This window comes from Sinomicrobium kalidii, assembly GCF_021183825.1.
In the GTDB taxonomy this organism is placed as follows: domain Bacteria; phylum Bacteroidota; class Bacteroidia; order Flavobacteriales; family Flavobacteriaceae; genus Sinomicrobium; species Sinomicrobium kalidii.
Map to the genome: position 1 here is coordinate 5,107,717 of NZ_CP089211.1, position 23,114 is coordinate 5,130,830.

The window sequence follows — 23,114 nt, forward strand, 5'->3', positions numbered from 1 at the left end:
ATTACCATTCCACAAAAATTAATTTCTTTATCCACAGAATTTTTATAATACTGATATTCCACGGTAGTTTATCCAGCAGTATATCCTGTGTCCTGCGTTCTACAATTATTCTCGGGTTGTCTTTTTCCAGGATGAGTTTTCCGGGGCGTTGTATAAATTCGTTTCGCACAGTTTCGGCCGAAGTATTTTTCAGGGCTCCCCATTGCGTTGTCAAAGAGGACAACAATTCTTCCGATTTTTTCTTATGTGCTTCAGAAAGGGGGATTTCCCTCGTTATGGGGTGATGTACAGCAATAGTACACAAAAATTTTTCCAGTAACATTGTGTTTTCTGTGTCCGTTTCCCTTCCGGTAGCGGCATAGTGCAGCAGATGGGTGGCAAGTTCCCCGTCAATAAACATATTATCGGGAGTAATCACTCCACAGTCCAGAAAAAACGGTTTTAAAAAGGGATGCAGGAGTATGAGTCCGGCATTTTCCACAAATATTTCCTTTTCGGTGTCTGAGGAGAACATGGTCAGTTCGTTGTCAGGATCATTTTTTTCTCCGGACACTACTGCCATGGCATTGTCTTTTTTCTTTTCCGTCTCTTTGTCAGCAGGTTCGATTTTATGTACAGCATTCCGGATAGCGGGAAAAATGTTTAAAATCCCCTTTAAAACTCCTGCTGATTCTTTCGTTTCTTTTGCTGCGGAAAGAAAACGGCCTAATCGTATCAGGTCCTGCTTCAGGCCTGTTTTGTCCCTGGCCTGTACGATGGCAGCCATAAGGTTCCAGAACTGTTCTTTTTGGTGGGGTGAAGAAATCTCCACGGCTTTTTCCATGTAATTAAGGAAAGCTTCCGATATTTTTTCTGCCGTACTTGTCAATACGGTATTGGGGCCGTTTTCTGAAGGTAAAGGGGTATTACTTTCTTCTGACAGGGCAGCGATCACGGAACGGAGCAAAGTGTGGGTTCTACAATATGTTTTAAAGAGCAATAGTAACACAGGGCCGGGAAACTGCCTGATGAGTCTTTTTATCGCGATCTTGTCTTTCAGGATGGCGTCAAAGTCCCTTTTAAAACTTTTTTGGACAAGGACAGGTCGGATGTTTTCGGGCTGTGACAGGGTGTTGATCTCATCTGCAGATGCCCACCAGGGTGTCTGCCCTGTTTTTACGAAATGGAAAAACGTATTGTAACGCCGTCTTTCGGGCGATACTTCCCGGATTTTTCCATAATCCTGCCTGTTTTCGGAGGCCACTGATAGTTTTTCCGTTTCCTTTTTGAGTCGATTTTGCAGAAGTTCTTTCAGGTGATTGAAATTTCCGTCCAGGTCTTTTTCCCGTAGGTTCAGGTCAATGTGTAATTTGTTGACCTGCATAATCCCGGTTCCTGTTTTGTTTTTAGGCTGAATCTTGTCAAAGTACTTTTCCAGCAACGGGAAAACCTCGTTCTTTACGAACGTGTCCAGGTTATCCCTGAGATAATATGCCGTTTTTAATGAAGCGGTATTTATCTCAAGGGATACCTTTTGAACGCTATGTTTTTGGTCTGAACTCATTATAAGATCGCATCTAACTGGTCATGGATGATTTTTTTGATATACGCGGCTTCCATATCGAACACGTATTTCTGTAAAAACGCTTTCAGTTCATTCTCACTGTCAAAGAAAATCCTTCGTTTAAAAAGTGTTTGTAGTATTTCGGTGACCTGTGCCAGCAGGGATGCTATAAGTTCCTTGTCTTTTTCCAGGGTCGGCACCGGCTGGCAGTGGAGTATGTGGTACAACAGTTCTATCTGCATTATGAATACTACTGCAATTTGCTTAAAGGAGTCAGGGTCTTCTTCAAAGAGTTGTAGCAATGTTCCGGCGGTTTCCCGGAGCAGGCCTACAAACATTTTTTCCAGTTGATTGTTCCGGGCGCCATTCAGGAATTCCGTATCTTCCAGTACTTTGTTATACAACGCCGCGGTGGGTTTGACAATGGCTTCCCGGAGCCTTGGGTCTATATCCGGGAACTGTTCCATACGCTGGAGATTTTGACGTATAAGACTTTCCGTTTCTTCTATACAGGCTTCATTGGTGATTTCCTCAAAGGTGATGGTGTGTTCCACGGTATCCGGGCAAGCGCCGTTAGCAGGGGTTACGGTAAGGGAAACCGTTACGGTGTTCTCTTCGTTTACCGGGAGCTGGTAGGTATGTGTCGGGTTCCTGTCTTCCGAAGTGGTTCCGTCACCAAAATCCCAGAGGAAGTTTGCATCCTTCAGACCGCTTCCGGCAGGGGTAAAGGTAATTTGCGACGCTTCGGCAGACACGGGGTTTTCGGGTACTTCGAAATCAAATACCGGGGTTTTGTAAACAGTAAGACTTACATCGGTAAGCTGGTCGTTTACGGTGAAGTGTATTTCGGTACCGAGGGCGGTATCGGGGAAGCTGTCCCCGTCTATGGTAAGTTCTTTGCCTTCTATGGTCAATCCTTCTATTTCTTCATCGGCTTTTATGATACCGTCTTCGGGCGAAACCTCAAAAAGCAGGGGGCTTTCGTCGGTACCGATGCAATAGGTCGCTTTTTCGAGACGGAGGAAGACTACGGGCTTGGGCACGATAAAGTTTATTGGTGAACAATCGGAACAGCACAGGTAGGGCAGGGAAAAATCGGCGATTACCGTTCCCTCCGGGATGCTTACCACTGGTGTTTTTCCGAGGAACTTACCTGAATCTATCCCCGGAATCTCTAAAAGTTCGCTTCCCGGATTTATTTCAGGTATGCTTTCCGCAAAAATATCCATACGTCCGCCTAAGTTGGGGGCTATGGCACGGAGGTCATTTGTATTCGTGATCTTGCTCCTTTTAGATAGGTATACCAGAACAAAGGTGCCGCCTTTCCGGACGCCGGCATGGTGTTCCAGTCCCGGGTGTTTTTCGGCAAATCCGGATAATTGTAATTGCAGCAGTATTTTTTCTTTTCTGGCCTCGATCTCCTCCAGGAGGAGTTTCAGTTTTTTCCCCGAGCAGCATATGGAGGCCAACTGGGTGATGAGCAGCCCGTAAAATGCCCTGATATTCTGGGGGAGTTCTACGTTCTGGTATATGCTTTGTAATTGTTTTACCCGGGCACAGAGTTGTTCCAAAGTGAGGTTGTATGAGGCGATCACCTTGTCATCCACACTCTTGAGGACTTCGGGCATTTTTTGGGATAACACGTGACTATAGGCCAGTACTTTTATGGAATCGTCTATGAGAAACGATTTTACCTGGTTGTCTCCCCATATTTCATCATCCAGGGTATTGTCGGCAATGATCCCGGCATCGGCAATGATATCGTTTACCGATCCGCCCTTGTTCTGGTCTATGGCCTGTTTTACAATATTTCCCAGGGCATCTTCCCGAACGATGAGGTGATCTTCCACCACAGCACTTTTTGCAGTGGTTTTATAACTAAGGGGTTTTTCGACAGTTCTTGCACTTTCTACTGCTATCATTGGCTGGAAGCTTGCTTCTGTTGCCACTGCCAGGCTGTCTGTGACGTGTGTGCCGGGCTGTGTAATGCTGAACCCGGAAAAGAAAGATGAAACTTTGGCCAGGATGCATTCCTGTTCAGCGGTCCAGGCCCGCAGGAGTACCTGCAGGTCTTCGAACTCGCATTCGTAGTCGTCCGGATCAATGTCCTGTTCGGTCAGCCCGATGGATAGAGCCTTTACGTCAAGAGCAAGACTGTTAGTGATTTTAATTTTTTCAATTTCTTCCAGAGCTTCTGCATAGTGTTTGCCCTGATGGCCTTCTATGCGGTAAAAATCGTGGGTGTCCGGACCGTATTGCAGGGGCTGCTGTACCTGGGGGATATTTTCCAGTGTACCGGTATGGTAACTCAGGTTGTTTTTTTGTTTATAGATTGAAGTTTTATAATAATTCCAGCTTTTTAGCAGTTCTTCGTTTACCTGGTAATAAAACGGAATGGCCTTATGCCCGAGCAGGGCATTTTCGAGGGAAGGTGTGAGTTTGATATCCCCACTTTGCAATTGAAAATTGTTTACTATATTTTTTGCCCGTTCGACCAGGCTGATGAATTTTTTCCCGTAGTCGCAATCGTTGAGAACGGGAGATTTGTAAAATTGATGCCGGTAGGATTTGTAGGCATCGGCATCTACTACTTTTCCAAGCATAAGGTGTTTGGGGAAAGCGGCTATATCCGGACAGCATTCGGAGGTAAGCCGGATAAAGAGTTCTTTTAATTCGGTATAGGTAGCTACGAGGTCTTTAAGCAGGTCATAACGGTATTGAAACATCAGGGGGATGGTGATCTTGTTGAAAGTAAACCATTTATTTATCCGGTTTTGAATGATGGCATTATCGGTAGCCAGGTCGTAATGCAGTAAGATGGCTTTAAAACCTTCCCTGAGGTGATTTATGATATTGTTGTCAACTATGGCATTATAGTAGCTTAATTGTAAATTTTTAAAAGTGCCGGTAGCGGCTTCGTTCAGGATAACCCGTTTCAGGGCCACATCCCTGAGATTATTATAAATGTTTTTGACAAAATATTTCTTGTATATACTGTCGCCGGTAATGATGTGGTCGGCATCATCCTGTGATACGAGCAGCACACGGAGCCGGGCTACCTGTTCGGTTCCCTGGTTGTCGCAGTCTATATCAGAACACAGGTCGAGGTCTTTGACATAGTTTTCCAGGTACAGGACCACAACCTTGTTTTCAATATTGGCCAGATCGTTTAACGGGGTTTCATCGGTAACCTTGTTTTCCGGGATGAGTTCTGACAGTTCGATTTGTTCGTCTCCGGTAGTTAAAAAGGGTGGATAAGCTACTTTATCATCAATAAAGGGCTTGAAGGCCGTATACTTTACTTCCGGAACATCAATATTCTTTTCTTCCCCTTCCGGTATATCTTCCCGAAGTTTCAGAAGGTCCCCGTCGGTGGTTACCCCGGTACCCTGGGTTATGGTAATACTGTTATCTGCCGGGTTAAAATGTATTTTAAATCCGCAAACAATCCCCACACCGCTGAGGGATATCCGCGATAGCCTTACCTGGTCTTCGAAGTAATCGATAGACTCATTGAGTTGGGTATGGGTGAGTACCTGGTCTTTTTTATAAGTATGATATTGGGTGGTTATTTTATTTAATTTCGGTTCCATGGCTGTGTTTTTTTATAGTGTTCCTATGTTGGTTCTTCCCAGTATGAGTTTTCCTTCCAGGTGTTCTTCTTCATCGCCACAGTCGTATAATCTGCCTACCGGATAAATGGTATTGAGCTGTGACAGCGCACCTAAAAATGCTTTTAATTTGTCTTCGTCCTGTGCCAGGCCTAATGATCTTTTGGCCAGTAAAAAAGCTTTGTATGCCTTTTCAAATTGCAAAAGGTCATTTTCGTTGTCGGGTATTTCTCCTTTTCGATGGCCTACCCAGCATATTTTGGCCAGTATGTGTGCCGGGAGTTCCCGGCGGATCAGGTTTTCGAGGTATTCCCTGAAATTCGGATCGGAAAAACGCAGGGTATAGCCGGGAAGTACAATGCTTACCCGGTATGAATACGGGTCTATGGTATGGCATTCCTCACAGTCGTCCGTACAGATGGGCAGGAAATCGGCATCTGCGGTATTTTTGGTGACATCAGGGAGGAGCAGGGTGTGTTCTACCAGGAAGATACCTTCTTCTGTAAAGGTCTTTTTCATAAACGTTATCAGGTCTATAATGGCTTCTTTTACCTCCTGTTGCGTATCGTAGTATTTAAACTGTTTGGCTATGATACGGTCGGGGTCGCTTGTACTTTCAATTTCCGGGTTGATGATGTGAAAGGAATATTTGCCGCTGCCCGCCTGGTGTACTTCTATATTATCGATTACTATTTCGGTCACAGGATCTTCAAAAGCCTTTTCCACGTGTTTCTCTTTGGTTTCGATCGTTTTGATGACTGCAAAATAAAGCTCGTCCATGGCCAGGCCGGGGGTTTTGTATGCTTCGGTGGATGAAAGGACAATGTGGTTACTTTCATTCCTTATTCGCCATCGGTATACGGTATCGCCATCTATATTGACCTGATCGTATATCTGTACGAATGATTTGGACAGGTTCCTCCTGAAGTAATCTTTAATTCCCGCCAGGCGGGCGATACGCTTTTGTGCTCCGGAAACATTTCCGGTGTTCCAGAGGTGCTTGGCAGGGGCTTGATAGTTAAAGGCACTCCCCCTTTCGGCACTTACCGTGGCATATTCTTTAAGAAAGGCCTGCTTATGACTGAGGACTATTTCTTCGGATGCATTGCCATAAAGCGTTTTCATCAAAAAGGCGTAATTGCCGAAGCGTTCGGCAAAACGGGCTGTTAAATGGTCTAAAAGCCTGTTCCTGCGTGCTACCGAATCGTCCAGTGAAGCAAACAGGGTTTCGGTAAGCGTGTCGTCATCGTTTTCTGGGTAACCGCTGACCAGTTCATCAAGGCCCTTAATGTCTTTTACGGCCTGGGTGAAGTAGGTTTTGGTGAGTTCACCTTCCCTGGACAGCAGGTGTTTTACTTGTTCCAGGTGTTTGAAATAACTGGCGAGCACCTGGTCGAAGAACAACAGGTAGGTTTTTAACTGTTTTGCCAGTCCTTTCCGGGATGCTGTTGCGGTATCGGGCAGGCCGTTTGTTCCTATGCCATAGGTGTCCGGGAAGTCGTTCTGGATGGTTGTACAGGCGCCGGTATCGGAAAAACTTCCTTTCGGGAGTTCGAGTTCCTTGTTGAACCTTGCTTTTTCCTGATTTTGTAAATCCTGTACCTCTAACCGTTTTTTATGTACTTCTACGGCTTTATCATTAATATTTACCGGGAGTACGCCCTTGCTGTAGCTGAAATTGCTTTTTGAACACAATACGGGTTTTTGATGGGGATGCACACAAATGATCCAGTTGTCACCATCGCCGGGGGTATCACAATCGTTAAGGCTTATTTCTTTTACCCGGGTCACGCCTTCTATGTTCATCAGAATATGGATAATGTCGGATAAACGGACTTCTTTCCGCAGTTCGGTTTGCTGCAGTTCCGTGGTATCTATAAAACCGTTTTCCAGCGTGGGGCCTTCAAATATCCGGGGAGTTGAATATCCCTTGTCCAGCATTTCCTGCAGGGAATAGAAATTTACCCGGGGCGCAAAATATTTTTCTATGGCCAGCAGTACCCTGGCATGGACGAGTTCTTCGTCGGCATCGGGCAATACGTCTATGATAGCGCAAACCGAAATGGGATGGGTACTCACTTTTTTTACTTCTGCCAGATCTTCACAAAGGTTCCGGTTCTGGTGGTATTTTTCGAAGATTTTTTCGTTAATTTCCTTTCTTTTAGCTTTTTGTCCGGTCTTGTCGAGGTGACTGAAATCCTCGTAATCCACCAACAGGGAATACAACCCTTTAAGGTTGAAGGATCTTTTGAACGCTTTCGGGGTCGTGGGGAAATCGTTTTTGTTATACGATAGTTTCTTTTGTTTGCAATCGGCGTAGACCGTTTTTATATAAGGCGTTAACCAGCAGTTTTTCACTCCCGGTATGTCGATGAAAAGCTTCCTGTAGTCGTTGGCGGTTACCGGTTTGGAAGAAAGGATGTCCGAGGCTTTGAAGAACTGGTTTTCCAGTCCGTTGTGGCCTTTTTCGGCAAGGATATCTTCCATGGGCATGTTTATGCGCTGTCCGAGGTCGGTAATGGCATAACACAGCATTTCCAGCATTGTGATCCCGGGGTCGTGTATATTGTAATCGCTCCACAGTTTACTGCCCAGTTGCTCTATGTACTCTATTCCCTTTTTCCGGAGAAAATCAAAATCGAGATCGTCTCCGCCGGAAATATTTTTCGGGATACTGATATGTGTAGTTATGGTTGACATGGTTCCTGAACTTCTGTTATGGGGTTAGCACATGTTTTTATATTGGGATCTACGGCATGGTCTTTGGCCGATACGAGAATGGCCCCGGGATGGGAAGGAGAGACCTGGTTTTTCCGGATGTTGCCGTTCTTGTACAGGAGTACGTCCTGTAAATAATCGACATAGTGCAATTCTTCCAGGTAATTGACCAGCACACTTTTATGGAGGGAAAGCCCGAATTCTATGCCTACGTTCCGGTCAAATGCCCAGGGCGAAAGAAGCCTGGTGATGTCCTTTTTGAGCTGTTTGATATAGAAGTTTTCGTCAAATCCTTTGCGGAACTTTACCTTGAGGCTCACTTTTACGGCTTCGTATTCGGGATTTCTTACCCTGGCTTCCACGTGCATGGTGTTGTACCGGTTGATATAGGTCTCCATTTCGTTTAACAGGGTAGTGCTTACCCTGGGCTCGTAAATATCAAAGACATTCTGGTTTACGATATCGGGAATGACCACCAGGGTGACATGGCCGGGCGACTGGTAGTACATTTGGTTGTTTTTGCTGCAATAGCGGGTGTGGTTAAGGCATTTTGCCTTATAAATTGCGGGAAAATACTGCAACAGCATGTGTTCGTTGTCCCATAAGGACTGTGCCCGGTTTTTGTGCCGGAGCCTTTCGCTTACCCTGCGATAGTAATGCTTATCGCTTTCAGGAGGAATTCCGCCGGAAGAACTGTAGGGTTGCGCAACAGACTTTACACTGCTGAGACGCTCCACGAGCTTTGAAATACTGCCGGCCGGAAGTCCTTCGTTCAAATGCGACAGTTCGTTGCCCCGGTTATCGAATACCGCCTGCACGGCCTGCGCGTGTATGTCGATAAGCTTGCAGACCACATCAAATTCCTTGTAACACCGGGCACGAAGCCAGTAGAGCCCTTCGGGAAAGCGGGTATTGTTGTTCGTCGCTTCATCGGGGATGGTAAATTTTACAATGCCCGATCTCAGGAAATTATCGATTCCGTTTTGCAGGATGTCTGTATCCTCAAGGGGTATCCATTCGTTGTTTCCCAGAATGGACCATGCTATTTTTTGTTCCCCTTTGAACGAGCCTTTTTCCGGGTTTTCACTGCCTTCAAGTACCTGGAAGAGGAGAGAGAGCTGCTGACCGGGCTCAACGTTTTCCACACCGATGTAGAGTTCCCCTGCCTTATTACAGTATTTGGGGAGAAGTCCTTCCTCGTTCTGTACTTCGTACTGTCCGAAAGGTGTAATGTGAAACATGTTGATCTCTTCATTACCGGCTTGTGCGGTGTAGTCTATGGAAATATGATCTGCAAAAGGGGTATAGGGTTCATTGGGGATAAGCACGTTGCTGTTATCACTGGCCAGGGCAATAGCATATATCCTGGGAAACATTTCATGGAGAAATGATTGATCCAGTATCAGTCGTAACGGCCCGTTCTTCCCCGGGGTATAAAAAGGAGACAGGTTGTTAATTTCAAAATCGGTTTCGAATTCGCCGTCAGCACCTTCAAAGATTATTACCGGGTTACCGGTTGAGGTGTTGGCGTCCTGCCATTCTTCCTTGTCTGATATGACTACCGAAGCTTTAAAATGGGCATCGTTATCTACAATGAGGTTATGGTCTTTAAACTGAGTGAAGTCAAAAACCTTGTTGCTTTTGTTCTGAATGGTATTTACGATATTTAACGGGGGATACAGTTGGTCCAGGTAATTTTCGTGGCTTATATTGTACTTGTGATCTTCCCGGTAGGCAAAATACAGGTCCCTGAATTTGTCGGGAGTGTTTTTCCAGGGGATATTCACCCGTACTTTTTTCCAGTTCTTTTTAAACGCTTCGGGATAGTTCACGGTGAACGCCGAGCCTTTTACAGGACGGGTAGTAAAGGGGTAAAAGGGTTTTTCGGGATTCAACGCCCCGAAGTCATTTTCTATACCTGCATTTTTGATCCCGTTTACCGCAATATCGATCGTTGTATTTTTAATGGTTTTACCGACTATTTTTTTGTAAAGGGCATAGCTGCTGCCTTCCCCGGTGCCGAACATTACTTTTACGAGCGGAAGGGAGGTATTGAAGTTTTCCTTTAAGACTTCCGGGTCAAATGCGGTAACTTTTTCCGAATCCTTGTCCAGGGTCACTTCGCATTTCAGGATGTTGTTAGCAATGACTCCCGAGATATTTTCATCCGGGAACAACGGACCGATCCACTTTTTTTCACCGCTGAAATAGAATTCCATACCGTTTTTCAGAGCATCCCCTGTTATTGCCGGAAGGGGCTCGTTAAAAGTAATACTTATGGTGACCACCCTTTCGCCTTCGGCCAGTTCCAAAACAGGGGAGGCCACGGCAAAACCCAGTGTGGTATCCTGTAATTCGTGCATATCCCTGGCTGTAGCCTTTTCCCCGAGGTAGCTGTGCCCAAAAGGATACCAAAAGGCTTTTCCTTCGGGAAAATCGGAGCCCTGTCCGTCGTAAGAATTAGCTATGTTACTGTACTTTATAGCGTTATCGTCCCGGTATATGTTTTTAAGATGAGTTATTACACCTTTATTGGCTATGAATTCTTCCGTAGTGGTATAGATCCGTTTTTTTCCGGAAGTGTCTTTTCCGCCATCCAATGCTGTGGCCAGGGGTATTTTTTCGCGGGTGATGTTTTTGGCCAGTTCAAACAAAACGTACGCCTTATCGGGAGTTGGGGGCAGCTTTTCTATTTTTAATACTTCCCGGTAATAGAAATCGAGATGCCTTCTGGTCAGTTGATTAAAACGCTCACTGCTCTGTTCCAGCAGCTTTAAAAAACAGATAAAAAGGGTGAGGTGGGGGGTAAGGGAGTGCTCGTTTTTCAGGGTCCGGAGCTCGCGGAAAATGTTTTCCTTCAGTTCCTTCAGTTTTAAAGGGTTTTCAATGCCTACATCTTCTTTATCCATATTAAAATAAGCGAAGAAGTTTTCCCAGTTACCGGAATGTTTGTTATCAGTATCAAAATAGTGTACGTGACCTGCAAATCTGCGGGCAAACAGAAGCCAGTCGGCTATATCCAGGTTATGAAGTTTAAAATAACCGGGGTTCAGCGCATCGGTGTATCGTTGTTCCTGGCCGGTGCCGTCGCGTTTCAGAATATCCAGTATGTCGTTACAGTTTGCCATTTTTTTGCCTTGGTTGGTTTTTTATACCGCTGTGCCTTCTTCCTTATAAAAAGGGAACACAAGATTCATCCTGGAGTTTGTAGCGCGGACCTTATAATCCAGGAGAATCAGCAGTTCTCCTTTGAGCTCATCGCCCTGGGTAATGTCTACTTTCTCCACATCTATCCTGGGTTCGAAATAGAGGACGGCATTGTTTATGAGTTCGGTAACATATGTTTTCAATGTCCTGTTCAGGGGACTGAACAATAAATCTTCCAGGTTACAGCCGTATTCGGGTTGCATGATACGTTCTCCGAGCCGGGTAGAAAGCAATATTTCCAGGCTTTTCCTGATATCTTCTTCATTGGAAGTCATGCTCACACTTTTGGCCGCCTTGCTGAATTTCGGCGGGAAACTCCATCCTGTTCCGAGAAAAGAATCTTTGTGGTTCATAGTTTGATAATTTGACAATTCGATAATTTGTTAATTGACTCCTTGATGATTCATTGGCACATTATTAACACTACCCGATCAGTACGGCAGGTTCTCCCATGACTATGGTACCGCCGTGGGCAGTGGTATCTCCCAGCCTTGCAGCCGGCATTCCGCCGATGAATACGGTGGAAGATCCCAATATAATGGTGTCCGGCGGGCCTGTGCAGGTAGCCATATCGCCAACCCTTGCTGCCGGTAAACCCGCTATAAAAACAGTGGGTTCACCAGGGGGGAGGATAGGTCCGCCTACGTGTGGCACCGGCCCCGGATTTACCATCGGGCAGACGTGCATGTCGGTTATTCTTGCTGCGGGTAGTCCCATTTTTTCAGATATTAGACGTTAGATTTTTAATCTTTTACGGGGATCTGATCCCTGTTTGAGACGCACGGCCGTGTGTCTTTACGGGTTAATTGATCTGTACGATGCCGCCTTTCAGTACGGCCAGGGCACCGGACGACATTTCCACGCCGGCGTTGCCTTCGGCTTTGTACTGTGCGTTGGCTTTCAGGTTGATATTGGTGCCTTCTATATTTACGTCTCCGGCAGCCTTTAATTTAATATCGGCAGCACTTTCCATGCTGATACCGTTACTGTCCATGGTGATGATATTGCTGTTTTCATCTTCCATTTTTATGACCCCCGTATCTTCATCGAGGGTGATGTATTTGCCGGCCGGGGTTTCTATGCGTATGGATTTTTTATCGTCGTCAAACAGCACTTTCATTTCGCTCCGGGTGACAAATCCTTTTTCGTGGTTGTCATCGCTTGCAGTGATGGGGGCAGGTTTGGCGCTACTGTGCAGCATTCCCAGGACAACGGCGTCATTGGGATCTTCATTGATGAAGCCTATAATAACTTCGTCCCCGATCTCCGGGCGGAAGAAGGCTCCGCGGTTTTCCCCGGCATCGGGGGAAGCTACCCGGCACCAGATACCTTGTTCTTTGTGGTTGACAATGGGCAGCGTTACCAATATCCGGTCTTCACCGTCAGGGTCGTCCTGCAACCGGGAAACAACCCCTACGTGCAGGCCTTTTATGGCGGGCAGCAGTCCGGATGCCGCCGGGGTGTGGATATCATAGGTTTCCGAAAACCATTGCGGGTTCAGCCCGAACTGGGCGTCTACCGTCCAGTTGCCTTCGGAAATGTGATGGTGTACCCCGGTGACATAAGCCTTACCGTTGAACCGGTCGCCAACACCATCCAGCTTTAGTATGGTACCGGGTTTTACGGCAGGGATTCCCTGGAATTTTACCCGGCCTCTTACCTTGGCCAGTTGCTGAAAGAGCAATTTGGCATCTGCCCAGTCCTGTAATTCTACATCCGAAATAGTGCCGCCGTGGCGCAGTTCCATGTTTTCCAGGGCAATGACCCTGGACAACTCGTCCGGACTAAGGTTACCGTTGAGGCTTACATTCGGATTTCCGGCTTCTATTTCCAGCAGTTCCTGGTCTGCAGGGTTCCATCCGTAGGATGATATTCTGCCCACCTGGTTCCTGGCGTCAACTTCAGCATCGAAATCGAGCATGGTGGCACCGAAAGTGACGGTTTCTACTTCATCGGCATCCAGTTCGGGTTTCCGGATGGTGAGTTTACCGTCATCCACAAAGCACAGTTTGCCATTGGCCTGCGCCCGCGAAATGATAAAGTCCCAGTCGGATGCATTGTACTGTACCAACTCCTTATGTTCGTACTTGGTAGCCTCTATATCGTTTTCCAGGGCATAAGGGCTTATGATCTCTTCAAAAATATCGCTGTCCTTGGACTCATAGAAATATTTACTTTTTCTTCCTATGGTGAGTTTTACGGCTTCGTCTTTACATTCAATGATCAGAAGGGAAGTATTGTTCCTTATTTTGATGTTGTGTTTTATAATGATCCCTTTAAAAACCGTAGTTTCATCGGAGTGATAGCCGGCAGTGACCTCTATTTTCTTTCCGGGGACAAGCAGGGTTTCGTTACTGAGCTTAAAATCCCGTTCAGAAGGTTCGCCGTCGATCAGGACAAGCCGGGCGGTGGGAATACGGTTGACCTCCCTGCTAATGGCAATGCTCTTTACCTGATGTACCTTGGAGAGTTCCTCACCATCAACGAGCACCTTATGGGTAACCAGGTCGGCGCTTTTACCGGTTTGTATAACATCGCTGTTATTCATGCGTTCGATTTTTGCAGGGGAGGAAAAAACAGTTCCTGCCCGGGTTTCAGTTTTCTGAAATTTTCAAGCCTGTTGACCCTGGCCACTTCCAGGTAATAGCGCGAATCGCCATAAATCCTGTAGGTCATGAGCGGCAGGGTATCGCCGTCTTTGACCACGCGGTAATGGGTAAGGTCGGGCGACTGGTTGTTTTCTTTGGCCGCCCGGAGGTTGTCTTCCACAAACCCTTTGAACTTACCCTTGGCAACTGCCCTTATCGGGGTGCCGTCGGGTTTAAAGAGCTTGAATTCAATATCCATTTCTGTCATGGCCCCTTTAAAGAGCAGGCTCCCCCAGGCGATCATGAGGTAGTTGGGCTTGTGTTCTTCGCCTTCGTACTTCAGGATCACTTTTTTGAAAGCTTCCAGGTCATCGATAATCCCGTCATCGGTATTTTCGTGGCCCGCGATAACACCCGACCGGTCGAACACAAATTCCAGTTCCAGTTCTTCCGGCAGTTTTTTGTTAAACTTCGGTGCAGCTGCACTGGTGCCGGAGGCCTGGTCTTCATTTTGCTCGGTTTTGTAGTGATAGGTATATTTTTCGGGATTCAGCAGGGTGGTAAATTCACCGTCTGCCACCTTGTTGTTAAATCCCGGGTCGCTATACGCTACCACTTTCAGTTTTTCGAGTTCGCCTGTGCTCATTTCCGGATTTTTATCGTTCTTTTTGCCTTTGGAGGGTTTCCATGACGTATTCCACGCATTCCGCCGTAATGTCCTTTTTGTTTTCTTTGGAAACATTGGCAGTGCCGGAGCGTTTTTTACCTTCGTCTACATTGATTTTTATATGCAGTTCCTTGATCTCAATGGCCATTGCTGATAGTTTTAAAATAATTGTAACACAACTCTACAGATTCTACCACCAGCTTGCTTTCCTGGGCATTGAAGTCCTCTACCGTCCACTTAACGGGGTAGGCATGTACCACATTCCACGTAAGCAGCGGGTCTTGCTTTTCATTGAGCAACTTTACGGTGAGGTCTACGGGTTTGAATTCAAAATTCTCAATGGCGTCCCGGCACCAGTCGATCACTTTGGAGCTGACCAGCATTCCGCGTTTCAGGACCAGGTTGGGGTATTTGGTCTTTACGGGAAACTTGTGTTTGAACCGGTTTTCCCCGCCTTCGGCGATCTCTTCGGTTTCGATGTCTACCGAAAGACCGGAAACCGACTGGAACCTGTGGTCTTCTTCCTTGGAATCGATCTCCGTAAACTCCACCAGAAAGTGAAACCCTACCGGTGGATAATACGTAGCCATAACTATTCGTTTTGGATGGTTAAGCCTTCGTGGACCACTTCCATGGATTCTATGGCGGTTTCGTTGCCGTCGCCTTTAAGGTCGGTAGACTGCACTTTTGCGGGCCAGGCATTTTTCACTTTCCAGGTCACCACGGGTTCGTGCTCTTCATTCAGCAGTTTTATGGTAATATTCCTGCGGTCTATGGTGTTTAACTTTACGGTATTCCACCATTCGTAGAATTCGTTATCACTTTTAAAGGTTCCCCTTTTCAGGGTGATGTTCGAAAATTTCTGCATGCCGGGCATTTTTATCTTGCTGTATTCCGGGCTGGCACCATCGCGGTATTCGATGACTTCGGTTTCCACGTCCAGTCCGGAAACTTCTGTAAATCCTATTTGCGTTCCTCCCCAGTCTACTGAGAAATGGAACTTCGGTAATGGATAACTCATGATATTGTTGTTTTAAAGTTTTATATCGGCTAATTATGATTCCTGCATTTTATGAGAGAATTTAAGGATGATGAATTCGGCAGGGCGTACTACGGCCATACCTATTTCCACATTCATTTTACCCTCGAGGATGTCTTGTGCGGTCATAGTCTGGCCGAGTCCTACACGAACATAAAATGCCTCTTCCGGTTTGGCTCCTGCCAATGCCCCGGCACGCCATTGGAGGGTAAGGAAGTTCTCTATCATGGCCCTTACCTTCACCCAGGTATTGGCATCGTTAGGTTCAAAAACAAAAGGCTCTGTGGCTTTTTTGGTGGATTCTTCCGCCATGATGAAGAAACGGCGTACCGGTATATAACGCCATTCGTTGTCGTTACCTGCAAGGGTACGTGCTCCCCAGACCAGGGTGCCTTTGCCGATAAATGCACGGATGGCATTTACGGATTTACCGGTGCTATGAACGTTCATTTTGGCCTGTTCTTCGTGCGAAATGGTCACCGTAGGCCGGATCACGTAATTGAGCCCTACATTGGCGGGGGCTTTCCATACCCCGCGATCGTTGTCTACCCGGGCATAAATACCGGCCATGGTGGCAGCGGGGGGTAATACTACCCGGTGTTTTCTTATTTCGGATATAATGGTATTGTAAGTGGCATTGTCCAGGGGTTCAATATCACTTAACAGCCTGCCATTCAGGTTTCCGTTGTTAATATCTATGGGTTCGGCAGCATTTACGGCTGCTACGATAGCCCCCAGGTTGGTTTCGGTATTTTCAAAAATATCGGAAGCCACCGGGGTGCTTTCCGTTACGGGGTCGTAGGTCAACAGTTTTTCGAGTTCTGTTAAAAAATTCAGGGTGTTGACGCTTAGTATGTTCTCTACCTTGGTGTCTGTATCGGCCTGTTTGATCTTAACCGACAGTTCTTCGAGGTTTTTGGTTACCGATTCTACCTTGTTATCACCTTCAAAATCTGTGTTGAACGTATCTAAAGCGTCGGAAATAGCAGTTTGTATCACTGCGTTTTCCTCGGAAGATGCAATAGCCGCATTGGCTTCCTTGTTCACGGCTACTTTCATGTCAATAACTTCTTTTAAAGAAGTTATCAACGATTCTACCAGGGCTGAAAAATCGTTTACCTTAGCGGGGGTGGTGTTAAAAGTGCCGTCAATATCAAATCCGCTGGCGTCGTCGTGCATAAAGAAAACGACTTCGCGTAATTTTCCGGCGACTGTCGGTCCACTTAGATCCCTGATGGCACTGATGAGTGCCGGCAATCCCGCAGGAGCATTGATAGCATTGAGATTGTCCTGTACGGTAGCAATGGCATTCGGGTCATAAGATACGTGCGCTATGCTAACGTCGTCTCCGCTATACTGGTAATTCAGTATGGTTTCTATGAACGGAAAATAGGTGGCGCCGTATTTGAGGTAATCCTTGTTTAAATTGATCTTGTTCCTCATGGCATCCATAGGTTCTACATCTTCAGATCCGTCATTGTACTGCTTATCTGAATAGGTGTCTATAATGGCAAACCTGTCCTGGAGGTCTTTACACTGCATCAGGGCATTGTTGTAAAGTGTGTAGAAATTGGTGTCGCTGTTCAGGTTTGTAGCGTCGGGAAAGACGATAAGCGTGGGTTCATCTTCTTTCCGTACCACTTGCAATCCTGTATTCAGTTCATTAAAATCAATGTCGGGAGGGGTTTGGTTATCTATCCAATCGGCATAAGTCCCGGTAGAGACAATATAACACGGCCCTCCGCCATTGGCGAAATACATTAATAAGGAATAGTACATCAGGTAAGGAGACGTAGCCGAAGGCTCGGGAACGTTTATAGCCCTGTTTACCGTACCGTCTACAAGTGTATCGGTTAGTTTTACGGTTATTCCTTTTTCATTCTGTGCCTGTCCGAAATAGGTGGTATATTCCAGCAGGGAGGAAATCCTTTTCGGTTTAAGGATAAGGTCGTCAGTCTCAACCGTGGGTTTTGACTTTGCAAATTCCGTGTACCCGATGAAGGCCGGAATAGCCGTTTCTACCTCTGCTATAGATGGTGGAAATTTGGCTATTTCCTCTATGTACACACCAGGTGTTTTGTACGTTGTTGCCATAATGTTGGTTTTTAAATGAATATTTCTGAATAGGTTTTGTTTGCAATGGTCTTAATGGAATACACAGCGGGGTTGGGGTACCGGTAAGTATCAGCTCCCGGTGGCGGCCCCACAAAATCGGTGTCGGGGTCAATGGCTATGAATCCGTTTTTCGTCAGCGGTTTTGCTGCCTGGGTCTCTGCCTCGAAACCTTCTGAAGGTTTCAGGTATTTCCAGAAGGTTTTCCGGTTGTCAAAATGTATTTTGAATTGAGGAATACTTCCGGGGAGTTCTCCGGTGTTTTCCAGAATGTTCAGGTTGGGTGTATCGCCCTGCATATGCAGTTTTATGCAGCCCAGCAATGCCCGCTTTTCATCTTCTTCAAGTTCTTCACGTATGTTTTGCGTGCCTTCGGGACTTATGGTATGGTCTTCATTTATCAGGATATTTTCAGTAAACAGGGCGATATGGGCAAAATCTACATCTTCGGTGGCCGGTTTTACATTACTCGGGTAGAGCAGGCGATCATTTTCTATAGTGTAGTTAGTATAATTGGTAAAATAGGAATCTTTCGTTTTTAAGAGAAAAGTCAAATTACTGGTTGTATCAATTGGAATAAAAGGTTCCTGGGTAGCATTGGGATTTACCTTGACACCAACAATAAAGTGATCTTTCTGAACATTGAATACCATACTATGACCGTTCATGAAGCGAACGGTTTTCCGGGTGGGGACAATTTGCAGGAAAGATTTATAGTCGTAGTCTTTTAATTGCACTGCCTTTTCTTCGTTGTTCATGGTATTGAATTCATCCTCGCCTTCATTGAGGTGATAACCGTGATATACAAACACGCGGAACAGGGGCTTATATTGAATTTGAAATGACATTTCAGTTTTTCTTTAGGGTTCCGTTTATTTCGGTGATCAGGCCTTTTTCGCCAACAACACTATCTTTTCTTTCTACCTTTAGGATACTCAGTTTATACAGGGCGGAGGGGAGTTGTCTGCCGCCCAGCGTGCCCCATATAAAATTGAGTTCTTCAAAAGTGGGAGTGTACAGTTCTATGGTGAATTTGAAATTTTTAATATCACTCATGGCAATGCTGTCGCGGTCATATACCGTATTGGTCTGGGTAAAGGCTTTTTTCCCCTGGAAGAATTCGATGATCCTGGAAATGTCTTTCAGCGATTTGGTATAGGAATTCCTGTTGGCACTGAAAAGCAAGAACAGATTGAGGTGGATTATCGGGTTCTTATAAACCACCTTGTCTATTTCCATAGTATGATTGGGGAAATTTTTTAAAGTGGCTTCTTCGTGAAAGTTGATCAGGGTGAGGGCTACCTTGTCCGTAAGATTGTCGGCATTTTCGCTCTGGGAATCCAGAATGGCAATGTTTTCAAGAATAACGGACTTGTCGAGTCCGGAATCTTCGAGGTACTGGTTGACCTGTTCGGTAATTATTTGTGCGATTTCAAAAAGCATTTTCGGGTATAGTTTAACATGCAGTTCAAAGGTATTTTTACGTATAAACAGGGACAAGGGTGTTTTCCCCGGATTTAAAGGGGGATTTTTCCCCTTTTCGCAAAAGAAGCTTTATTGTTTATGGTTTTCTGTATACTTTTAACCAAACCATTAAAATATTATGTGTTATGAAAACTACCTTACTTAAAAGAGCGTCAATGTTTCTGGCCCTTTGTGTTTTAATTGCTTTGGGCTCCTGCCAGCCACCCGAAGTAGACAAGCCGAAAAAGACGATTGACAAAGAACAGGCGGCGAAATTAAGTGGCCGGTTTGTGGAAGAACTCACGGAACTAATGGAGGGACAACAAGATACCGCCAGGCTGAACCAAATGCAGAAAACCGGGTTTATCCCCAGGGCAACAGCAGACTTTAAACTGGCAAGCCATACCTATTATACCGTAGAAGAACTGGAACACTATTTTGCCTGGGTAAAACAGGAAGCCCGGGAAAAAGGGTATAAGCTGGAAGGTTACCGCTTTTATTTCGGGATTTATCCGGATGACGAAGAACTGGGAGAAAAACAAAATTTTATGACCATGTTTATTTCCCCGGCCGGAAGGAAAGGGGATAAGCAGGAGGGGGCTATGGTGAATGTGCCGTTCATGTTTTCTGCACCTGAAAATATTGAAGAGATTGATTCTTATAATTATGGGGGTAATGGGGACCCGCCCACAAATAGCTACTAATAATTCTTTATTTAGGCCATAACCTGCCTTTTTATAAGGGCAGGTTAGGCTAAATATTTTTATAAAGAGAAAACAACAATGCCCATTATATAATAGAAGATTGGAAACTCTTAAAATAAGTATAAAATTTGTAGCTTTATTATCTGCGATAATAGCCACTTTGGCATATTCAAAATATGCCAAGGGAAAAGCTAAATATTTTTTATATTCTATCTGGTTTATAGCTATAACAGAGTTTTCTTATAAAATTGTATATTATCAGGTTTTAAGAGAAGAATATCCTGTTTTTTTTATTGCAAATATTTATTCAATATTACAATTTTCATTTTATTTTCTTTGGTATAGATATTTGGTTAAATCGGTAAGGTTAAAAAATATTTTTTTAATATTTACTTTATTGTTTTTGTTGTTTGCCATCTTAAACACATTACTTTTTCAGAACTTTGTTTATACAACTCAAACTTATACTTACATAATAGGTACTCTCTTTATAATATTGACTATATGTCTCTATTTTGTTGAGGTCTTTAATGATGATTTTATTTTACACTTTCAACGGTCTGTTTACTTTTGGTTCAGCTTAGGGGTGTTGCTATTCTTTATTCCTTTCCTACCCTTTATGATCGCTTCTGAGTTTTTTAGTTATAGCGGTGATTTGTTTTCTTTGGTTATCTTTATACTCAACGTAGTGATGCACAGCTGCTTTGTTATCGGTGTATTATGGAGCAAAAAGAAATACAATTACTGATCCTCGCTTCATCCATCATTCTTTTGATGCTGCTGGTGGCTCTTGTGGTTATCTTTTCGTTGTTCCACAAGAGAAAAACCAGACTTCTCATACAGAAGGCCGAAGATAAAAAACACTTCGAAGAAGAACTTGCCAAAACGCAAACGGAGATCCAGGAACAGACCTTGAAAAACGTAAGCTGGGAACTGCACGACAATATCGGACAGTTGCTTTCGGTGGCCAAGATGCAACTTACCATGCTGGAAAACAATGTCCCCGAAGCACAGCGGAAACAATTTGAGGAAGCAGCTAATATACTCGGCCAGGGAGTGAGCGAAATACGCCAGTTATCGCATTCGCTCAATGCCGATTTTATCCTCAATGTCGGCCTGGAAGAGGCCCTGAAAGCAGAAGCCGAACGCTTTAAGCGCCTTAATTTTCTTAAGATCGATTTTAAAGTCGAAGGGGAAGCTGCTTCCATAGATAAAAAGGATGAGGTGATCATCTTTCGTATTTTCCAGGAATGTTTTTCCAACTGTATCAAGTATTCCAGGGCTATCCTGTTGACCATCCGTATCAGTTACATGCAGGAGCAAGTTGTTATTTCGGCTACCGATAACGGTGTAGGGTTTAACATAAAAGAGGTAGGGGAAGGGGTAGGCATCCTCAATATGCGAAGAAGAGCGAAGCTCATAGGAGCAGAATTATCTATAAAAGCTAAAAAAAATGAAGGAGTTTCAGTAACTTTGGTGTATCCCTATAAACCAACCAACACCAAAGATGAATAAGAATGATATTGCCATAGTCGATGATCATTTACTCTTCGCGCAATCCCTGACCTCTCTCGTTTCCACTTTTGAAAAATACAATGTGTTGTTCCATGCCCCGAACGGGAAGGAATTTATAACGGAAATGGAAAACAGGAAAGAAACTCCCGACGTGGTACTCCTGGATATCAATATGCCCGTAATGGACGGACTGGAAACCATGGCCTGGATAAAAGAACATTACCCGCACCTGAAAGTGCTCGCCCTTTCCATGGACGACCGGGAAGAGACCATCATAAAAATGCTCCGGCTGGGGGCCAGGGGGTATTTGTTAAAAGACATCCACCCCAATATTTTTGAAAAGGCCATAGAGGACGTACTGACCAAGGGGTTTTACTTTTCGGACAAGATCACCAATACCATCCTGGATTCCATTGATAAAAAGGATAATTCCAACGAATTGCGGCTCAAAGACAGGGAAATGGAATTCCTGAAACTGGCCTGTACAGAACGAACCTACAAAGAAATCGCCGACGACATGTTTCTCTCTCCGAAAACCATTGACGGCTATCGCGAGGTACTCTTTGAAAAACTGGAAGTAAAGAGCAGGATAGGACTGGTGTTGTATGCCATAAAAAACAAGCTTATTGAAGTGTGATATGGTGGTTGCGACCGCTTTTCTTTGGACGTAAGATCCTGTGACTTAAGACGTATGACTGCGGGGCTCAACCTTATAAGTCTATGATTACGGATAAAAAGGGGGAAAATCCCCGTTGTCCGATAGGGCAGTATTCTTTTATATTCAGCTAATAAATAGTACCACACTATCCGGAAAATAAGATTGTTATACTCCTTTCGGATTGATAGGATGACCTACAGTTGAACACCAAATGCAAATTAGAAGAAGATAATTTAAAATCAGTATTATCATGGATGCTGAAACAACTAAAATAATAATCACATTTATTACAGGAAGTTTACTGGGCGGATTTATTAAAACATATTTCGATCTCAGAAAAGAAGTGGTCTCTGCAATATGGGAGAAAAGATTAAATGCGTATAATAAACTTTGGACGATCTCCGGGGTGCTTCCGTTATGGCCCAGGGATAAAACCTTAACTTATAAGCAGTTATTTGAAACCTGTAATGATCTGAAAAACTGGTATTTCAATTTTGGGGGAATTCTGTTATCGCGAAAGAGTAGAAAAACTTATGGTAAACTTCAGGAGACGTTGTACGAAAAAACAAAAAAGCAAACCGCTGAAAAAATTACCTGTGCTGAATACGAGGAAATCCAAAAATCTTTTCACTTGCTTAGAAATCAAATGACAAAAGACTTAACTTCCCGTAACAGGCAAATGTTTAAATAATATATTTTTATACTGTTTATAATCAAGTTAAAGGTTAAAACCCTGAACCTCTGGACTTGCAGTCCAGAGTGGTTTAGTAGTTTATCGGCAGAAAGGCGAATTTACCGGTATGACTTTTTAATCCGGTCCAGGTTGCGTTTGTTTTCCCGGTCTTTAATGGTTTCGCGTTTGTCGTGCAGCTTTTTACCTTTTACCAGGGCGATCTCCATTTTGGCCAGTCCGCGGTCATTGATAAACAGGCGCAGGGGAACGATGGTCAGCCCTACGTTTTTGACCTCCTTATTGAGTTTCCGGAGTTCGTTCTTGTTCAGAAGAAGTTTGCGTTCGCTCCGGGGGCTGTGGTTGTAGTGTGTCCCGTGTGAGTATTCCTGGATATACATGTTGATGACAAAGAGTTCTCCCTTGTCGTTGAATTCGCAAAAACTTTCGGCAATGGATGCCTTGCCCAGCCGTATGGATTTTATCTCGGTACCGGCAAGCACGATCCCGGCGACATATTTGTCGAGAATATCATACTCAAAGCGCGCACGCCTGTTTTTTATGTTGATATTTTTTTGCATAAGGATTGCAAAAGTAATAACTATTATCGGAATAACG

The 23,114-nt window shown here is 44.7% G+C and carries 19 protein-coding genes; 4 read left to right on the plus strand and 15 right to left on the minus strand.

The window, feature by feature from the left end; genetic code table 11:
• Position 1: 1 nt before the first annotated feature.
• The 14 genes from LS482_RS20580 to LS482_RS20645 all read right to left on the minus strand — a co-directional run bounded on the left by LS482_RS20580 (position 2) and on the right by LS482_RS20645 (position 18,928).
• The gene (locus tag LS482_RS20580) at positions 2-1,543 is read right to left on the minus strand and encodes a contractile injection system tape measure protein (protein ID WP_233029469.1); all 1,542 of its coding nucleotides are present in this window, start codon (positions 1,541-1,543) and stop codon (positions 2-4) included.
• Complete coding sequence (locus LS482_RS20585) at positions 1,543-5,136, minus strand: PKD domain-containing protein (RefSeq protein ID WP_233029470.1); 3,594 nt, start codon at positions 5,134-5,136, stop codon at positions 1,543-1,545. The genes LS482_RS20580 and LS482_RS20585 overlap by 1 nt, the downstream gene beginning before the upstream one ends.
• Before the next feature lie 12 nt (positions 5,137-5,148).
• A complete protein-coding gene (locus LS482_RS20590) occupies positions 5,149-7,854 on the minus strand; it encodes a baseplate wedge protein (RefSeq protein WP_233029471.1) in 2,706 nt (901 codons plus the stop codon).
• Positions 7,842-11,000: a baseplate J/gp47 family protein gene (locus tag LS482_RS20595; RefSeq protein WP_233029472.1), complete on the minus strand. Its 3,159-nt coding sequence runs from the start codon at positions 10,998-11,000 to the stop codon at positions 7,842-7,844. The genes LS482_RS20590 and LS482_RS20595 overlap by 13 nt, the downstream gene beginning before the upstream one ends.
• 21 nt (positions 11,001-11,021) lie before the next feature.
• Positions 11,022-11,432: a GPW/gp25 family protein gene (locus tag LS482_RS20600; RefSeq protein ID WP_233029473.1), complete on the minus strand. Its 411-nt coding sequence runs from the start codon at positions 11,430-11,432 to the stop codon at positions 11,022-11,024.
• A gap of 70 nt (positions 11,433-11,502) precedes the next feature.
• Positions 11,503-11,796: a PAAR domain-containing protein gene (locus LS482_RS20605; protein WP_233029474.1), complete on the minus strand. Its 294-nt coding sequence runs from the start codon at positions 11,794-11,796 to the stop codon at positions 11,503-11,505.
• Between the two features lie 85 nt (positions 11,797-11,881).
• Entirely contained in the window at positions 11,882-13,627 is a 1,746-nt protein-coding gene (gene vgrG, locus LS482_RS20610; protein WP_233029475.1) for a type VI secretion system tip protein VgrG, read from the minus strand.
• Entirely contained in the window at positions 13,624-14,313 is a 690-nt protein-coding gene (locus LS482_RS20615) for a CIS tube protein (protein WP_233029476.1), read from the minus strand. The genes vgrG and LS482_RS20615 overlap by 4 nt, the downstream gene beginning before the upstream one ends.
• A 10-nt stretch (positions 14,314-14,323) precedes the next feature.
• The gene (locus LS482_RS20620; RefSeq protein ID WP_233029477.1) at positions 14,324-14,482 is read right to left on the minus strand and encodes a DUF5908 family protein; all 159 of its coding nucleotides are present in this window, start codon (positions 14,480-14,482) and stop codon (positions 14,324-14,326) included.
• Complete coding sequence (locus LS482_RS20625; protein ID WP_233029478.1) at positions 14,472-14,924, minus strand: phage tail protein; 453 nt, start codon at positions 14,922-14,924, stop codon at positions 14,472-14,474. The genes LS482_RS20620 and LS482_RS20625 overlap by 11 nt, the downstream gene beginning before the upstream one ends.
• Positions 14,925-14,926: 2 nt before the next feature.
• Positions 14,927-15,355, minus strand: coding sequence for a phage tail protein (locus LS482_RS20630; protein WP_233029479.1), 429 nt, complete (start codon positions 15,353-15,355; stop codon positions 14,927-14,929).
• A 33-nt stretch (positions 15,356-15,388) separates the two neighbouring features.
• Complete coding sequence (locus LS482_RS20635; protein ID WP_233029480.1) at positions 15,389-17,467, minus strand: phage tail sheath family protein; 2,079 nt, start codon at positions 17,465-17,467, stop codon at positions 15,389-15,391.
• An 11-nt stretch (positions 17,468-17,478) separates the two neighbouring features.
• Positions 17,479-18,333: a hypothetical protein gene (locus LS482_RS20640; RefSeq protein ID WP_233029481.1), complete on the minus strand. Its 855-nt coding sequence runs from the start codon at positions 18,331-18,333 to the stop codon at positions 17,479-17,481.
• A 1-nt stretch (position 18,334) separates the two neighbouring features.
• Positions 18,335-18,928 carry a Pvc16 family protein gene (locus LS482_RS20645; RefSeq protein WP_233029482.1) on the minus strand — a complete coding sequence of 198 codons (594 nt, stop codon included), beginning with the start codon at positions 18,926-18,928 and terminating at the stop codon, positions 18,335-18,337.
• Between the two features lie 167 nt (positions 18,929-19,095).
• On the opposite strand from LS482_RS20645, the gene LS482_RS20650 reads away from it, so the two are divergent.
• The 4 genes from LS482_RS20650 (at position 19,096) to LS482_RS20665 (ending at position 22,517) form a co-directional block, all read left to right on the plus strand.
• Complete coding sequence (locus LS482_RS20650; RefSeq protein ID WP_233029483.1) at positions 19,096-19,653, plus strand: hypothetical protein; 558 nt, start codon at positions 19,096-19,098, stop codon at positions 19,651-19,653.
• Positions 19,654-20,373: 720 nt separating this feature from the next.
• The gene (locus tag LS482_RS20655) at positions 20,374-21,168 is read left to right on the plus strand and encodes a sensor histidine kinase (RefSeq protein WP_233029484.1); all 795 of its coding nucleotides are present in this window, start codon (positions 20,374-20,376) and stop codon (positions 21,166-21,168) included.
• On the plus strand, positions 21,161-21,805 hold the full coding sequence (locus tag LS482_RS20660) for a response regulator (protein WP_233029485.1): 645 nt from the start codon (positions 21,161-21,163) through the stop codon (positions 21,803-21,805). Before LS482_RS20655 ends, LS482_RS20660 begins: the two co-directional genes overlap by 8 nt.
• 271 nt (positions 21,806-22,076) lie before the next feature.
• On the plus strand, positions 22,077-22,517 hold the full coding sequence (locus LS482_RS20665) for a hypothetical protein (protein WP_233029486.1): 441 nt from the start codon (positions 22,077-22,079) through the stop codon (positions 22,515-22,517).
• Between the two features lie 101 nt (positions 22,518-22,618).
• Here LS482_RS20665 and smpB read toward each other — a convergent pair whose 3' ends face one another.
• Complete coding sequence (smpB, locus tag LS482_RS20670) at positions 22,619-23,077, minus strand: SsrA-binding protein SmpB (protein ID WP_233029488.1); 459 nt, start codon at positions 23,075-23,077, stop codon at positions 22,619-22,621.
• Between the last annotated feature and the right edge of the window lie 37 nt (positions 23,078-23,114).

Excerpts from the sequence above, each read along its gene's own strand:
- LS482_RS20600 (WP_233029473.1), bottom strand. The coding sequence starts at position 11,432 with ATGAACCACAAAGATTCTTTTCTCGGAACAGGATGGAGTTTCCCGCCG.
- LS482_RS20630 (WP_233029479.1), bottom strand. The coding sequence starts at position 15,355 with ATGAGTTATCCATTACCGAAGTTCCATTTCTCAGTAGACTGGGGAGGA.
- LS482_RS20635 (WP_233029480.1), bottom strand. The coding sequence starts at position 17,467 with ATGGCAACAACGTACAAAACACCTGGTGTGTACATAGAGGAAATAGCC.
- LS482_RS20620 (WP_233029477.1), bottom strand. The coding sequence starts at position 14,482 with ATGGCCATTGAGATCAAGGAACTGCATATAAAAATCAATGTAGACGAA.
- smpB (WP_233029488.1), bottom strand. The coding sequence starts at position 23,077 with ATGCAAAAAAATATCAACATAAAAAACAGGCGTGCGCGCTTTGAGTAT.
- LS482_RS20655 (WP_233029484.1), top strand. The coding sequence starts at position 20,374 with ATGGAGCAAAAAGAAATACAATTACTGATCCTCGCTTCATCCATCATT.
- LS482_RS20645 (WP_233029482.1), bottom strand. The coding sequence starts at position 18,928 with ATGCTTTTTGAAATCGCACAAATAATTACCGAACAGGTCAACCAGTAC.
- LS482_RS20595 (WP_233029472.1), bottom strand. The coding sequence starts at position 11,000 with ATGGCAAACTGTAACGACATACTGGATATTCTGAAACGCGACGGCACC.
- LS482_RS20585 (WP_233029470.1), bottom strand. The coding sequence starts at position 5,136 with ATGGAACCGAAATTAAATAAAATAACCACCCAATATCATACTTATAAA.
- LS482_RS20660 (WP_233029485.1), top strand. The coding sequence starts at position 21,161 with ATGAATAAGAATGATATTGCCATAGTCGATGATCATTTACTCTTCGCG.
- LS482_RS20605 (WP_233029474.1), bottom strand. The coding sequence starts at position 11,796 with ATGGGACTACCCGCAGCAAGAATAACCGACATGCACGTCTGCCCGATG.
- LS482_RS20640 (WP_233029481.1), bottom strand. The coding sequence starts at position 18,333 with ATGTCATTTCAAATTCAATATAAGCCCCTGTTCCGCGTGTTTGTATAT.
- LS482_RS20580 (WP_233029469.1), bottom strand. The coding sequence starts at position 1,543 with ATGAGTTCAGACCAAAAACATAGCGTTCAAAAGGTATCCCTTGAGATA.
- vgrG (WP_233029475.1), bottom strand. The coding sequence starts at position 13,627 with ATGAATAACAGCGATGTTATACAAACCGGTAAAAGCGCCGACCTGGTT.
- LS482_RS20665 (WP_233029486.1), top strand. The coding sequence starts at position 22,077 with ATGGATGCTGAAACAACTAAAATAATAATCACATTTATTACAGGAAGT.
- LS482_RS20590 (WP_233029471.1), bottom strand. The coding sequence starts at position 7,854 with ATGTCAACCATAACTACACATATCAGTATCCCGAAAAATATTTCCGGC.
- LS482_RS20650 (WP_233029483.1), top strand. The coding sequence starts at position 19,096 with ATGAAAACTACCTTACTTAAAAGAGCGTCAATGTTTCTGGCCCTTTGT.
- LS482_RS20625 (WP_233029478.1), bottom strand. The coding sequence starts at position 14,924 with ATGGCTACGTATTATCCACCGGTAGGGTTTCACTTTCTGGTGGAGTTT.
- LS482_RS20615 (WP_233029476.1), bottom strand. The coding sequence starts at position 14,313 with ATGAGCACAGGCGAACTCGAAAAACTGAAAGTGGTAGCGTATAGCGAC.